General features: G+C 57.1%; 11 protein-coding genes and 4 pseudogenes. 4 read left to right on the top strand and 11 right to left on the bottom strand.

Annotated features, from left to right (window positions below):
* Positions 1-76: 76 nt before the first annotated feature.
* From DIE03_RS33945 to DIE03_RS33915, 7 genes and pseudogenes are all read right to left on the bottom strand, one after another.
* Positions 77-1,528 carry an NAD-dependent succinate-semialdehyde dehydrogenase gene (locus tag DIE03_RS33945; RefSeq protein ID WP_124456502.1) on the bottom strand — a complete coding sequence of 484 codons (1,452 nt, stop codon included), beginning with the start codon at positions 1,526-1,528 and terminating at the stop codon, positions 77-79.
* Between the two features lie 26 nt (positions 1,529-1,554).
* Entirely contained in the window at positions 1,555-1,893 is a 339-nt protein-coding gene (locus DIE03_RS33940) for an aldolase/citrate lyase family protein (RefSeq protein WP_241308746.1), read from the bottom strand.
* Positions 1,894-2,038: 145 nt separating this feature from the next.
* Positions 2,039-2,805 (bottom strand): annotated as a pseudogene (locus tag DIE03_RS33935) (fumarylacetoacetate hydrolase family protein).
* On the bottom strand, positions 2,802-3,473 hold the full coding sequence (locus tag DIE03_RS33930) for a fumarylacetoacetate hydrolase family protein (protein WP_124456501.1): 672 nt from the start codon (positions 3,471-3,473) through the stop codon (positions 2,802-2,804). Before DIE03_RS33930 ends, DIE03_RS33935 begins: the two are co-directional and overlap by 4 nt.
* 195 nt (positions 3,474-3,668) lie before the next feature.
* A complete protein-coding gene (locus tag DIE03_RS33925; protein WP_221623707.1) occupies positions 3,669-4,226 on the bottom strand; it encodes a 3-phenylpropionate/cinnamic acid dioxygenase subunit beta in 558 nt (185 codons plus the stop codon).
* Positions 4,223-5,629: an aromatic ring-hydroxylating dioxygenase subunit alpha gene (locus tag DIE03_RS33920; RefSeq protein ID WP_059623631.1), complete on the bottom strand. Its 1,407-nt coding sequence runs from the start codon at positions 5,627-5,629 to the stop codon at positions 4,223-4,225. The genes DIE03_RS33925 and DIE03_RS33920 overlap by 4 nt, the downstream gene beginning before the upstream one ends.
* A 26-nt stretch (positions 5,630-5,655) precedes the next feature.
* Positions 5,656-6,666 (bottom strand): 2Fe-2S iron-sulfur cluster binding domain-containing protein, encoded by a 1,011-nt coding sequence (locus tag DIE03_RS33915; protein ID WP_111442855.1) that lies wholly within the window; start codon positions 6,664-6,666, stop codon positions 5,656-5,658.
* Between the two features lie 358 nt (positions 6,667-7,024).
* Between DIE03_RS33915 and DIE03_RS33910 the strand changes: the two genes are divergently transcribed.
* A complete protein-coding gene (locus tag DIE03_RS33910) occupies positions 7,025-7,981 on the top strand; it encodes an NmrA family NAD(P)-binding protein (protein ID WP_111442854.1) in 957 nt (318 codons plus the stop codon).
* Here DIE03_RS33910 and DIE03_RS39115 read toward each other — a convergent pair.
* Positions 7,962-8,219 (bottom strand): annotated as a pseudogene (locus DIE03_RS39115) (hypothetical protein); the annotation flags it as partial. The gene DIE03_RS33910 and the pseudogene DIE03_RS39115 overlap by 20 nt on opposite strands.
* A gap of 165 nt (positions 8,220-8,384) precedes the next feature.
* Positions 8,385-9,511 (bottom strand): IS3 family transposase gene (locus DIE03_RS33900; protein ID WP_124456500.1). Its coding sequence is split into 2 segments (ribosomal slippage): positions 8,385-9,271 and positions 9,271-9,511, totalling 1,128 coding nucleotides; the frame shifts between segments, so codons are not numbered across the junction.
* 186 nt (positions 9,512-9,697) lie between these two features.
* Here DIE03_RS33900 and DIE03_RS33895 point away from each other — a divergent pair.
* Positions 9,698-10,114, top strand: a pseudogene (locus tag DIE03_RS33895) (transposase domain-containing protein); the annotation flags it as partial.
* A gap of 212 nt (positions 10,115-10,326) precedes the next feature.
* On the top strand, positions 10,327-11,100 hold the full coding sequence (locus tag DIE03_RS33890) for an IclR family transcriptional regulator (RefSeq protein ID WP_059623624.1): 774 nt from the start codon (positions 10,327-10,329) through the stop codon (positions 11,098-11,100).
* Between the two features lie 290 nt (positions 11,101-11,390).
* On the opposite strand, the gene DIE03_RS33885 is transcribed toward DIE03_RS33890, so the two are convergent.
* Together DIE03_RS33885 and DIE03_RS33880 are read right to left on the bottom strand one after the other, a co-directional pair.
* Positions 11,391-12,176 (bottom strand): helix-turn-helix domain-containing protein, encoded by a 786-nt coding sequence (locus tag DIE03_RS33885; protein ID WP_059623622.1) that lies wholly within the window; start codon positions 12,174-12,176, stop codon positions 11,391-11,393.
* Positions 12,177-12,886: 710 nt separating this feature from the next.
* Positions 12,887-13,153 (bottom strand): annotated as a pseudogene (locus DIE03_RS33880) (transposase); the annotation flags it as partial.
* Between DIE03_RS33880 and DIE03_RS38485 the strand changes: the two are divergent.
* On the top strand, positions 13,130-13,288 hold the full coding sequence (locus DIE03_RS38485) for a hypothetical protein (RefSeq protein ID WP_166677957.1): 159 nt from the start codon (positions 13,130-13,132) through the stop codon (positions 13,286-13,288). The pseudogene DIE03_RS33880 and the gene DIE03_RS38485 overlap by 24 nt on opposite strands.
* Positions 13,289-13,355: the final 67 nt, after the last annotated feature.

Here is a 13,355-nt window from a genome sequence, read left to right as displayed (position 1 = left end):
TACTACTACTCTTGACATATCCAGAATATTTAAAATCTCGATTTAAATAATTGCTTAAAATAATCCGATAATTTTCTTAGACAGCCATGCATAAATACTTAGTTTCGAGATACTCCTCGATACCAAGGTAGGAACCCTCGCGCCCCATACCAGATTGCTTGACACCACCAAACGGCGCAGCTGCCGTACTGATCAGGCCGCTATTGATTCCGACCATGCCATATTCGAGGGCCGTTGAAACACGCCACGTACGGCGCGCGCTTTCGGTGTAGAAATACGCAGCCAATCCGAACTCTGTGTCGTTCGCCATGCGAATGGCTTCGTCTTCTGTATGGAACCGAAATACAGGCGCCACTGGACCGAAAATCTCTTCCTTTGCAATACGCATCTCCGGCAGCACATCCGTAATAATAGTTGGCTCGTAAAAGGTACCGCCCAAGGCATGAACTTTGCCGCCAGTGATCACACGTGCGCCGCGGCGGGTAGCATCGTCAACCAGTTCCTGGACCTTGCGAAGCGCGTCAGCATCGATCATCGGTCCTTGTGCAACACCCGGCTCCATCCCGTCACCCACGCGAAGCGCCCGAACCGTGGCATGGAGCTTCGAGACGAAGGCATCATGGACGCTGTCGTGAACCAGCATCCGATTCGCGCAGACACAAGTCTGTCCGGTGTTGCGGTACTTTGAAATCATTGCGCCCTCTACGGCCGCATCCAGGTCTGCATCCTCGAACACAATGAAGGGGGCGTTGCCACCGAGTTCCAGCGACATCTTCTTCAGTGTTGGCGCGCATTGGGCGGCCAACTGCCGCCCGACTTCCGTCGAGCCTGTGAAGGTCAACTTGCGAACAATGGGGCTAGCCGTCAGCACACCACCGATTACACGTGAACTGCCGCTCAACACGCTAAATACGCCAGCGGGAACACCCGCACGAACTGCAAGTTCCGCCATGGCGAGCGCTGACAGTGGCGTTTGCTGAGCTGGCTTGACGATGATGGTACAACCCGCGGCGAGAGCCGGCGCCACCTTCCGCGTGATCATCGCCGCTGGGAAATTCCACGGCGTAATTGCGGCGCAAACCCCCACAGGCTCCTTGGTGACGACTATGCGCTTGTCGGGCCAGGGCGAAGGGATTGTAGCCCCGTATACACGGCGAGCCTCTTCAGAAAACCACTGGATATATGATGCGGCGTACGCGATTTCGCCGCGTGACTCGGCCAGAGGCTTGCCCTGTTCGGAAGTCATCAGAATAGCCAGGTCTTCCTGGTTTTCCATCATCAACCGGAACCAGACATGCAACACTTCTGCGCGCGACTCAGCAGTTCGAGCTCGCCATGCATGCAGCGCTTGCTCAGCACCCGCTATCGCTCGACGCGTTTCGGCCTCGCCCATGCTTGGAACGGTCGCGACCAATTCACCGGTTGCCGGATTGATGACTTCAATATGCGCACCGCTCTCCGCGCCGGTCCATTTTCCATCTAGCAGACATTCTGTCTTCAGCAGATCTGCATCCTTCAGTTTAATCATGGGATTGGAAAAAATAGTGAATGTTATTAGTACACCGACGAGGTTTTAACCTCTCCGGATGATTCATGCTTGTCGAAGTAAGCGGCCAGTTCCCGGGCCGCGCGGGCTAGAAGCGCAGTGTCCACACAAACAGCCGCAAACAACGCACCGCCTTCGACGTAGCGCTTTGCCAATACACGCTCTACCGTCAGGCGGCAGAACGCCTTGCCTGCTCGACGCACTGCGCCAATCCCGTCGAGGATGGCTCGCTGGACCTCGGGGTGATCTGGCTGCCCGAGGTAGCCCATAGCGGCCGAAAGATCAGCTGGTACGAAACACACCCCGTCGACTCTCTGTACCACCATGATCACATCTAGGTTGTCCACCCCCCGCCTGTATCTCTGCCTGCCTGCCGACCCGCGGCGACCACAGCCAACACCTCCTGCGTCGCCGGGTTAACTGTCTCGAAGTATTGGTTGCTCTCGACGGCCTTGCCGTCGATCAGATGTTGGATCCGCACAATGAAATTCCTTATCGACCAAACGCTGAGTCGCCGACGATAGTGCCGCGCAGGGAACCGATACAATCGATCTCGCACACTACCTCGTCACCCTCATTAACGTTAACGACACCGTCCGGCGTGCCCGTCAGAATCACGTCCCGTGGAAGTAGTGTCATGAAACTGCTGAGGTGCTCGATCAACGCCGGGATATCATTGATCATGTCGGCGGTTGTACCGCGCTGCGCCACCTCACCGTTGACCAACGTACGCATTTGCAGCACATGCGGGTCCGGCACATCGGCGGCATCCACGAACCACGGTCAGAGCACCGTGCAGGTATCGCGATTCTTGACCCGCAAAATTCGGGCGATACCAGTTCTCCAAGTAGTCGCGGATCGCACAGTCGTTGCATACCGTGTAGCTAGCTACATACGCCATCGCCTCGCTTACCTTCACGCCTTTGGCCGGCTTGCCGATGACTGCTGCCAGTTCGCTCGTAGTGCATGAAGGTGGCATCTCGCGGTCGCCGCGTCTGTGCGTTATGACCAACCAAGGTGCCAGGCCCCTTCATGAACACCTGTGGCTCGTCCTTTGACGTCACCGTCAGTTCCTTCGAAAGCTCCTTGACGTGATCGGCATAGTTCAGGCCGAGTGCGACGACCGTACCCACCTCTAACGGCGTCAACCATACGACGGCATCCTAGCTGACCACGCGGCCATCGGTGAGCTTCAAGCCCTTCTCATGCGGCGTAGCACAGTGGATGGCTCCGCCGTAAGCAACACGTGCGCTCTTCATACAATCGCCCCCTGCAGTTCGCCGATCCCCTTGGCACTCACCTCAAAGCGTTGACCCTTGCGCACGTATGGCATGCATGCACAGGCACCCAACATCAGGATATCGCCGGGCGAAAGTGTCATGAACTCCGTCACGTCCGCCAGAAGTTGAGCGGTCGGACGGATCATTCCTCCCATAGTCGTCGTCAGCCGGTATTCGCCGTCGATCTCGACTGCGATCGATATCGCGTCGGGATCACCGATTATCGACAGCGGTGCAATGCGGGGACCGACGAAGCACGAGCCGTCGCGAGCGACAAAACGCATCGACGGACGATAAAAGCCTTCGTGTGGCAGGCACAGGTCCGCAATCAACGTCACGCCAGCCGCGTGCGCCAAGGCCTCAACTGGCGTCACTCGGCTTGCCGGGCGGCTTATCACAATGCCCACCGTAGCGCGCAGCAGCAGAACATCAATCTCCTCCGGCATCGGCATCGACTGGCCGCTGTACGACAGCGTATTACGTGGTTTCACATAAAGCACAGGTGCCTTGGGCCGGGCATTGTATGGTGGCTGACAGGCCGCGTCACCAATGCTGTCTAGTGCGTCACGTTGGTTCAGCAGCGTGCCATAGACGATGCCCGACAAGCTATATGGCTGTTCATCGAACAACAGGAACGGTCCGCTCATCGTCCTAATTCTCAAAAATGATCCAGGGCTTCAGGAGGACCTATGTCGCAGCGGCGACCATTCCATTCACTTCCGCCACGGCCCCCGAGTCCCCGACCAGTACGCCCTGAAGTGTCCCGATTGATGGGGAACACTCAACGGGAGCAACATGCCGCCCGCATGACGCATGCCTGGGGTGCATAGACTCACCCGCGTTCAGAGGAAGGTAGTCAGCATCTTTACGGTAAGCACGTTCTCAGTGAGAGTGATCTCCCGCCGTCGAAGCTTCCAGCCATCGGAAGAACGACTCAACACGTCTTTACGGCGCGCGGCAAGCATCATGTTCTCGTACTGATTTCGGTTCTGGCGCACCAGAATGCGACTCGACACCTCGATTTCCAGATCTTCCTCGACCTCGTTCACCGACGTAACGTAGATGTTCGACACCAGATGCGCCATTCTGGAAACCGGCTCCTCTGCCCAGTGCACACCGGTACGGATTTGCTCGATACGCTTGGCAAGCGTCCACTTTCCTTCCTCAAACCAGCTGATATCGACCCCTTCCTTCGTCGCCTCTCTTTCCGATAGCTCGCTGTGTCGCGCATTGCGCTGGATCGGCATGAAATAGACCAGGTTGGCATGCAACATCTCGAGCCATTCCTCGTATTGGCGGTTGTCAAGAAGATCTGCCTCACGATAAAGAAATCGCTCGGCCTGCCAGGTCAGTTCGCGCAATTGATCGTTGTCCATCGCAAATTTCTCGACTGCGCTCACGACTTGCCCTCCTTCAAGCTGCTGAATACGGGATCGTGATCACCCATCAGATGATCCCAAGGCTTCCCGTCCATGTAATCCGACCACCGCGTATAGAAGGTTCGCGGATTTTCCTCAGAGATTTGCGTCGATACATTGCCGGCGAGCGTCTCGTGTGAGCCCGCGCGTCCCAGCGATTGCTGGTAGTTGTATGGGTAGCGCCGTGCAATAGCCCCGGCGCTTGCTTCCGTGGCCATCTGCCAGTTCTCGATGTCATCCTGTTCGGTCATGCCTGCAGGGCCCTGGTACCGCATATAGAAATGGCGGAGCAGGTCTCGGACTTCTGCAGGAGCGTCCTTGTCGATGAGATACCAGCGCCACATTTCCGTATGCATGGGTCCGTGCGGATGAAACACGGTAATCGACCGCGGCTGGCGACCGTTGAAGCTGGTGTTCGGGAAAATCGTGCACACGAACGGAAGCAGGCGGGAATTTTCGCCTTGACGCTGCTGACGCTCTTCGTAACAACGCCGGAAATACTGCTCGACTTCAGGATTGTCTTGGTAGGCTTCAGCGTAGGGAAGCATCTCCGGCTGAATTGCACTATGAGCGCCATGCCCCGCCGGGAAGTTGACCCAGACATGCTGTGCACCAGAGAGCTCGTCATCGCGGCGGCCCTTTTTACCCGCTTGGGCACTGGGCCCGATCCCAATGTCGTCTACGGAGCGGTGACTGGGGTTGTGGTACGTGTCGCCCAGAAAGTTCTCTGCGCCGATCTTCCAGTTCGCCGGAATGATCCATTTTTGGACACCCACGAACACCTCCGTGTCGCCCGGCACGCCATTAAGGCCATCGATAGCAAGATCCAGGTGTTCCTTTGCGTCGCCGAGGTACTCCAGCAACTGTGGCGCCTCCTTGTCCCAAGTCGCCCAGATCGTTCCGTTGTAGTTCTCGAGTTGTGCCACTTCGATCAGCGACCATGCGTCCTTGTCGAGGTGCTCTTCGTAGAGCGAGCCGTACATGGGAACGCCGAAAAGCTTCCCTTCGGTGGTATAGCTCCACGCATGATACGGACACGTGAACTGCTTCGTGTTGCCCTCGTCGTACTGACACACTTTCATGCCGCGATGGCGACAGGTGTTCAAGAAGACATGAAGCTTGCCCTTCTGATCGCGGCAGAGAATGACCGACTCGTTTCCCATGCGCGAGGTGAAAAAATCCCCCGGATTCTTCACCTGACTTTCGTGGCCTACGAAGAGCCATGCCCTGGTGTAGATCCGTTCGAGCTCGGCCTTGAAGACCGCGTCATCGGAAAAGATCTCGCGGCTGATCAATCCTGCATCTCGATCCACGCATTCCGCAAACCGGCTGCGTCCAATCGAGTCGGCACTGATGCACTGGACAAAAGGTGCGTCTTGTTTCATGAGTCTGGTTTCCTCGTGAGTCACTGCTAGCCTGTGAATTTCTCGGCAAAGAGTTGTCGGGCTGGAATCTGCTTGGTTTTCAGGATGCCTCTGACGGCGTCGACCATGGGCGGCGGACCGCACGCATAGATCGAGGACGTTCGGTCGATCGAGAGCCGATCCAAGAGTTGCGTCACGCGCCCCTTGCCGTAGAACGAACCGGGGTTTGCGTCATCGCACGACACATGGATCTGTAGGCTCGCAAGCCGATCCTTGAAGTGTTCAATTCGCTCCAGTTCGAACAGCTGGCTCTCATGCCGTGCGCCGATGAAAAGAATGACGGGCGCCAAGCGATGCTCAGGGCGCTCGTCCTGAGCGATCTGTTCCAACATTGACAAAAACGGGGCAAGTCCCGTTCCACCAGCCACCATCACCTTCGGCCCGGCATCCCCACGCAGATAGAATGTGCCGCGCGGCGCGCCTAGATTGACGCTATCTCCAGCCCGCGCTTCCGAAGTCAACCAGTTGGAAAACTGCCCGTTAGATCGCAATGCGATATAGAACTCCAGTCGCTTCGAGCCTGGGGCATTCGCCATCGAAAACGATCGCTCAAAGGCTCCACCTTTGGGTGCGATGTTGACGTACTGACCTGGCAGGAACGAGACCACCTCCTCCGTCAGCAACGTCAAGCAAATCGTGTCCTCGGCTACCGGTTTCATGCTTTCAACAATTGCCAGGCATCCGGGCGCGGAAGCGGCAAGCGCGTCATCACCGGAGTAAGGCAGCTCGATGACGGCAGGCTGCGTCGTCTTCGCCCGGCAGACGAGCACAACGCCGCCGGCGCGTTCGGATTCGGAGAGGACATAGGGGCTGAACTCGTCCATATCGACTGAACCGCGAGACACCTGCGCCTGACAAGTCCCACAGTTTCCTTGCTCACAGTCCACGAGCAAGGAAAGCCCGCAATCGCGAGCCCCAGCCAAAATGCTTGCCCCTTCTTCGAGCAAGAGCGTGTTGGTTTGCCCGTCGGAAAAGACAAGCTGGATTGGGATCGACATATTGAGACCCGGAACTCATTGAGATGAAACTTTTGTCCGCCCTTCGGACCGATGTCTCAAAGCATAGCGATGTGCCGGGTCGCAGCCGAACCGATGCTGCAGATGTCCGCAGTTCGGACATGTCACACGTTCGCGATAAGCCCGTATGAGTGGAGCGTTAGATTTCGGATGACGACCCGAGATAGATAGGGTCTGGCGCTTATATAGGTGCGCTTCGGTGTAGCGGATGCCCAGGCGCGCAGACTGGTAGCCCCGTCGCAGTAGTATTTGCGCTTGCCAAGCGACACACCTCGGCCAAATCTCTATCCAACTTCTGAGCCAAGAGTTCGGATTGTTCAGAGTCCACGAAAGGAATCCCATGACAGCTAATCGCGTACTGATATTCGGTGCGGCCGGACATCTCGGCCTACCAGTTGCACGTTGGATCAACTACCGCTCACCTCAAACCTTACTTCGCCTCGCCACGCGTAGCGACACCAGCAAGCGATCGCTTGCACAGCAATTCCCTAAGGCGGAGTTGATTTCGGCAAATTATTTAGATGCTTCGTCGATGGCCGAGGCTCTTGCTGACGTCACTGCAGTATTCGTTGTTACACCGGACTTTCTCGACGAGGAGCGCGCAATGACCAATTTGGTCAATGGCGCGCGGCAGTCGAAAAACCTGCGCACCATCGTCCGCATTGTCGGAAATCTACCTAACGTCACGCCGGCCAACCTCACCCCAGAGTTGCGCGATTTTGGTGGGGGTACCGCCACGCAACACTTGCTAGCTCGCCAAATCCTCGATGCCAGCGGCCTCCCGGTCACATATCTCAACATGAGCGCGTATCTAATGGATGATCTGTTGCGCTGGGGTGGCCCGATCAGGGAGCAAGCAGCGCTGCTCATGCCATACGAGCGTCGAGTAGCTTGGGCCGACCCGGCGGAGGTCGGTGAAGCGGCGGCCCGTATCATCCTCAGCGAGGATAGTCGCTATGCCGGCCAGTACTTCAATGTCGAGAGTGGTCAGGACATCTTCACGTTCAAGCAAGTCGCCGAAATTCTGAGCGATGTCCTGCACTATCCGATAGCCTATGACGACAGCATCACACGATGGCTGGAGACGGTAGGCCCGAGGTACAAACAGCTCTTCGGGCCCAAAGGCGCAGACTACTACTTGGAATTCTATCGCTTCGAACAATTACACGAGTTGGCCGTATGTACTTCGAGTTCCCTCGGCATGCTACTGAAACGCACGCCCGCTACGCTGCGCTCATGGATTCGTGCCAACGCCGCCAGCCTTTCACCCGTTGCGGCTAGCTCGACAAAGTCTTGATCGCAGGAGTGCGAGCCACTATTGCTCGCACTCTCCCGTGAATTCTTGACAGAAAATGAGGGGACTTTGATCGCTCGCGGTGGTTGGCAACGACCATCTCCGCGACCATCTGATTTTCACGCCCGTAATCACGAATTAGTTGTTGAAGCCCGATGGACGGACTTTCCTGACGGAAGCGCCTGTTGAAGCTTTCGACCGTGGCGTTGTCAGTGGGCGTGTCCGGCGGGCTGAATTCCTGTTCAACTCCATGTTCGTAGGCTCAGCGATCCATTGCCTTCGAGATGAGCTCGCTGCATTTGTCGACCTTGATCATGGCGCGGTGTCCGCGCATGCCAGTAATACACGTCGGCGCTTGGACCACATGCTGCCCTTCAGAATTTGTCCGGCTGACCTGCCCCCGGTTTTAGTCCGAACTGCAGTTAGAGTCCGAGGTTAAAAACTGCTGCTTCGTGTCGTGCGCCCGGGCGAACTGCGCAGGCGTCAGATAGCCGAGCGAACTATGAGGCCGCTCGGTGTTGTACTCGATACGCCACTCCTCAATCACCCGCTTGGCGTGGCGCATCGAGACGAACCAGTGCTCGTTCAGGCATTCATCGCGGAAGCGCCCGTTGAAGCTCTCGATATAGGCATTCTCCACCGGCTTGCCAGGCCGAATGAACGACAACGTGACACCGGCTTCGTAGGCCCATGCATCCAGCACCTTACCAGCGAACTCCGGCCCGTTGTCGACCGTGATGGATGCGGGCAAGCCTCGCATCTCCTTGAGCCGCTCAAGCACTTGCTGCACGCGTAGGCCCGGCAATGAAGTATCGACCTCGATGGCCACGCACTCGCGCGTGTAGTCGTCGACCACGTTCAGGCATCGAAACCGCCGACCATAGGCCAGCCCGTCAGAAACGAAGTCCATCGACCAACTCTGATTCGGGCCTGTTGGTAACGGCAGCGGCGTGCGCTCGACAGCCGCAATACGCTTGCGTCGCCGCTTGCGCACGCTCAGTCCCGCTTTGCTGTACAGGCGCCAGATGCGCTTGTGGTTCGCGAAGCAGCCCTCACGCTGCAACAGCACGTGAATCCGGCGATAGCCGTATCGGCGCTTCTGCGCGGCGATGGCCATCATTCGGCCAGTCAGCGCTTCGTCGTCAACTCGGCGGCGTGATTCGTAGTGGAACAGCGAGCGCGAAATCCCTACCAGCCCGCAGGCCCGGGTAACACCCATGGCGCGTTCGGTCATCAAGATTCGGACCGCTTCGCGCTTGGCCTGCGGGCTTGCTACTTTCGGGCCAGCAGGTCCTTTAGCGCGGCGTTGTCGAGCATCGATTCGGCCAACAGGCGCTTGAGCTTGTTGTTCTCCTGCTCCAGTTCCTTCAGGCGCTGCGCTTCGGAGACCGTCATCCCGCCGAACTTCGCTTTCCAGTTGTAGTAGGTCGCTTCCGATATGCCGTACTTGCGGCACAGCTCCGCCGGCTTCAGGCCAGCCTCAGCTTCCTTCAAGATGCCGATGATTTGTTCTTCGGTGAATCGCTTTTTCATTGCCGTTCCTCTCTGGAACGGACTCTACACCGTCACCGTACTAAACGCGGGGAGCAGGTCACGGCCTCGGTGGCTCAAACATTCCCATGTGTAGTTGTCAACGACGGTCAGAGTCCAAAGCGTCCCACATCGAACAGTGAATCTGCAACAAATCCATGTTCCAAATTTCGACCTGTTCCACGTCGTCGTCAAGTACGGGCGCGAGGTCATCGACCGGGTGAAGCAACGCTCGCGACGCTCTCTGCAAAATCCGACACAACCAAGGCGATTCAGTATTCGCTGAATCGCTGGCCGACGCTCATTTACTACTGCAGCGACGGGCGCCCGGAAATCGACAACCTGATCGCCGAGCGAGTGCTGCGCGGCGTCGCCCTCGGCAGACGGAATTACTTGTTCGCCGGCGCCGACTCCGGTGACGAACGTGCTGCCGCGATGTATAGCTTGATCGGCCCGGCGCGCTTGAACGGCCTCGATCCCGAGGCATATCTCGCCTATGTTCTCGAGCGCATCGCTGACCATCCGATCAACCGCATCGACGAGTTGTTGCCGTGGAACGTGGCGTCGGCGCTGCCGTCTACTGCCCACGTCGAACCCATCCGATAGCATCGCGCTCCCGTCGTCAACGACCTACGCTACGGTGCTGGGCGAGTGCTTACGCAATGTCCGCCATGCGAACATATTTGTCGAATTTGGACGATTCGCTTCCATTCGGTGATGGTCACAGGCTACATTTCACCATGACGGATTCAATCCAACTGGCGGACGCGATGTTTGAGTGGTGGATATCGCCGATGACGGATAAGTAAGAGGAAAAGATGACCAATACGGAAAAAGGCAACGAAAGCGTTCGAGCCGTGGGACGAGCGCTGGAAGTCCTCTTGGCGTTCAGTCCTGCCGATTTCGAGCTCTCGCCGACCGAATTGTTGAAGCGCGTTAGCTTGAGCCGTCCCACGCTCTACAGGCTGCTATACACGCTGGAGGCGCGCGGGTTCCTGGTATCGTGCGGAGACCCGCAGAGGTTTCGACTAGGGCCGTCTGTCGCTCGGCTTGCTCACGTGTGGGCATCCAGCAATGACCCGGCAGCTGCGGCGATGCCGATGATACGGAGGGTGTGGGAAGTAACCGACGAAACAGTGGGGCTTTATGTCCGGCAAGGAGGGTATCGGATATGTATCGCCGAGATTCCGAGTGGTCAGCCACTCAGTTTTCGTAGGGGCGTAGGTTTCCAGGATAGGATCGCACTCGGCGCGAGCGGAAAAGTAATTTTGGCTCATTCGTCCTTGGAACCCCGCCAATTGAGACAAATGACCCTGAACACGGATTTAGACCTAGTAGCCTTTGTTAAGGAACTCAAAAAAGCCAGGACACTTGGCTACGCGATCAGTCAAGACGAGCAAATCCAAGGAGCCACGAGCATCGCCGCACCCTTCTTTGACGCGTCCGGCGGTGTTGCCGGCTCCCTCGCTTTGTACGGGCCAAGCGTTCGGTTTGATGCGAAAAAGCTGGAGCACTTTTCGACCCTGCTTATGACCGAGGCCGCACACCTTTCACGGACGATCGGATTCCAATCGCTCGTTGAGCAAGTTTGACATCAAGGGCGGTGACTACAGGCTGCCCTCTTGAAGGCGCTCTAACGCTTTCACCGAATTCAATTCAAGGGTGAGTCGCAACAGCCGACTAAAGACCGGCGCCAGTATCCTCAGATGTATTGCATCTAGATGTCACAGGCGTGCCTTCGCCTTCGAAACTTGTATTCGATCATGCGCCGGAAGGACGTCCGGAATTCCACCTCCGCGCATGCAAAGAAGCGCGACTGAGTCGTGTAATGGGCTTGAACAACTAACCAGTACAACCAGCAAAGCTCAACTCACTGAATTTCTCAATGGAGCTCGGGGGCCAATTGCCGATCAGTCGAGCGTACCATCCGCTCGACTTTCTCTACAACGGCCTGCGCCCCCGCAAGGTAATTCGAAATCGCCTTGTTTACCGTGAGAACTGAACTCATCATCACGATAGTCCAGTAGACTGCGGCGTCGTTTCCGTTGCGGATAGGAACCGATATCGAGCACGTCCGTGGAACGATGCCACCCTCCCGAAATCCGCAGCCAAGAAGGGCCGCATCACGAATGAGGCTGTTCATTTGATTGAGATCCCACTGCTGAGCAGTCGCGTCGCGCGCCGCCGCGCCGGGAACCACCAACCATCGCTGCCGCTCCTCCGTAGGCAAAGACGAAAGATACGCTCGTCCCGGGGCACTCCCTGCGAGTGAATGGCGCTTCCCGATCCTCGGATAGGTCAGTGCGCGAGGCGAGCGAAAGATGGCCCGCGTGACCATCTCCCCTTCTTCGCGTACGTGAAGGTAAGAAGGCCAGCAGATTTCTTCACTGAATTCCTTGACCAACGGCTTTGCTAGTTCGATCACATGTGCGCTCCGCCCATAGCCGCAAGACAGAGCAGTGACCTTTTCGGTCAGACTGTAGACGTCGGTGACCTCATCGCGAACGACATAACCGGCTTGCATCAGCGTCTCCAACACCCGGTAGACAGTCGGCCTTGGCAGCGACGCGGCGCGGCTCAGCTCTAGCGCCGTCAGGTAGTTGGTAGTATTCAGAGCCTTCAGGACGTCCAAACCACGCAGGAAGCTTCGAATGGTGGCATCACTCATCACATATCTCCACGAATACACTTATGTGCTCCACGATGACAGAAACATGCCTTCGGACGCCAAATCTTCCACAAGTCTGTCACGTCACAAGCTAGCATTTTCTGATTTTGATGTCCATCTGGCGGCCATCATGTTGGTATAAGCCCCAACCCAGCTCACGGCGCCGCTCTCCGAAAGTATCAATATCCGGTTGGTTACGATCCACACACCGGACAACCGGCGCACCTGTCATTGCAGCAACCTGCGGACCGGGCAAGCGCCCCCCACCCCAGCATTGAGCTGGACGCTCAGCATCCGCATCACACAATTCGTCTGGCGAAAGGCAAGAAGCGCTTTTTGTTTGGGGTTCGCCCAATCACGACGCAGGCAAGTTTACCGAAACATCGACGACCTCCTGGTGGACTTCTGAGGCAATGGCTCCGGCGTTCAGCGTTGATACGTCCGCCACAGTTCGGGTATAGCGTACTGGACGAGGAAAATTCCAATGATCGCAACGCAGTGCCCTCTGGGAGATCATTCAGCGCAACAGCGCTATGTAGAAGCTTGGGACAGCCCCCATGCTTAACCTCAACGGCGGTCCGAATAAGCCCGGCGGACACGCTCCCAAACGGGCCCAGCGTTCTCATCGTTCGCATATTTCTTGATTTGCCTGTTTGATGCCACGGGATTTCAATATAACCGGTCAAAATAACAGCGTTAGCCGAGTGGTTCCAAACCGCATCCTCGATCGACAGGCCTACGAACCACTGGAACAGCAGGTTGTACGAGATCTGCTCGACCAGTTGCCGCTCGCTGCGGATGCTGTACAGCACCTGCAACAGCATCGCCCGCATCAGTTTCTCAGGCACGATGCTCGGTAGGCCTCCCTTCACGTCGACTTCGTACATCGCCGAGAACTTCGCGTTCATCTTCGACATTGCTTCGTTCAGCCACGCCCGGATCTGGCGCCGTACGTGTTGTCGATAGCGTCGCTGCAGTTCTACGACGAGCCGTTCGGGATAGCGCTCGCGGGCAGCGCATACGTCGCCGCTCGCTTCATGCTGGCAGCCGAATCGTTTCACGGCGTGCGGACAATCGACGAGCTCGCGTACGTAATGCGCGGCTCCGACTGACCTTACCCCACCGACGGCAAGCGACCGGTGGATAAAGCAAATCCGGTTCGGCACTAGATAGATACTG

Origin of the sequence: Burkholderia sp. Bp8992 (assembly GCF_003853705.1) — a bacterium.
Taxonomy (GTDB): domain Bacteria; phylum Pseudomonadota; class Gammaproteobacteria; order Burkholderiales; family Burkholderiaceae; genus Burkholderia.
The sequence above is the reverse complement of the archived record's forward strand: the minus strand, read 5'-3'. Positions and strand labels throughout refer to the sequence as shown.

Excerpts from the sequence above, each read along its gene's own strand:
- DIE03_RS33885 (WP_059623622.1), bottom strand. The coding sequence starts at position 12,176 with ATGAGTGATGCCACCATTCGAAGCTTCCTGCGTGGTTTGGACGTCCTG.
- DIE03_RS33915 (WP_111442855.1), bottom strand. The coding sequence starts at position 6,666 with ATGTCGATCCCAATCCAGCTTGTCTTTTCCGACGGGCAAACCAACACG.
- DIE03_RS33920 (WP_059623631.1), bottom strand. The coding sequence starts at position 5,629 with ATGAAACAAGACGCACCTTTTGTCCAGTGCATCAGTGCCGACTCGATT.
- DIE03_RS33945 (WP_124456502.1), bottom strand. The coding sequence starts at position 1,528 with ATGATTAAACTGAAGGATGCAGATCTGCTGAAGACAGAATGTCTGCTA.
- DIE03_RS33890 (WP_059623624.1), top strand. The coding sequence starts at position 10,327 with ATGACCAATACGGAAAAAGGCAACGAAAGCGTTCGAGCCGTGGGACGA.
- DIE03_RS33910 (WP_111442854.1), top strand. The coding sequence starts at position 7,025 with ATGACAGCTAATCGCGTACTGATATTCGGTGCGGCCGGACATCTCGGC.
- DIE03_RS33930 (WP_124456501.1), bottom strand. The coding sequence starts at position 3,473 with ATGAGCGGACCGTTCCTGTTGTTCGATGAACAGCCATATAGCTTGTCG.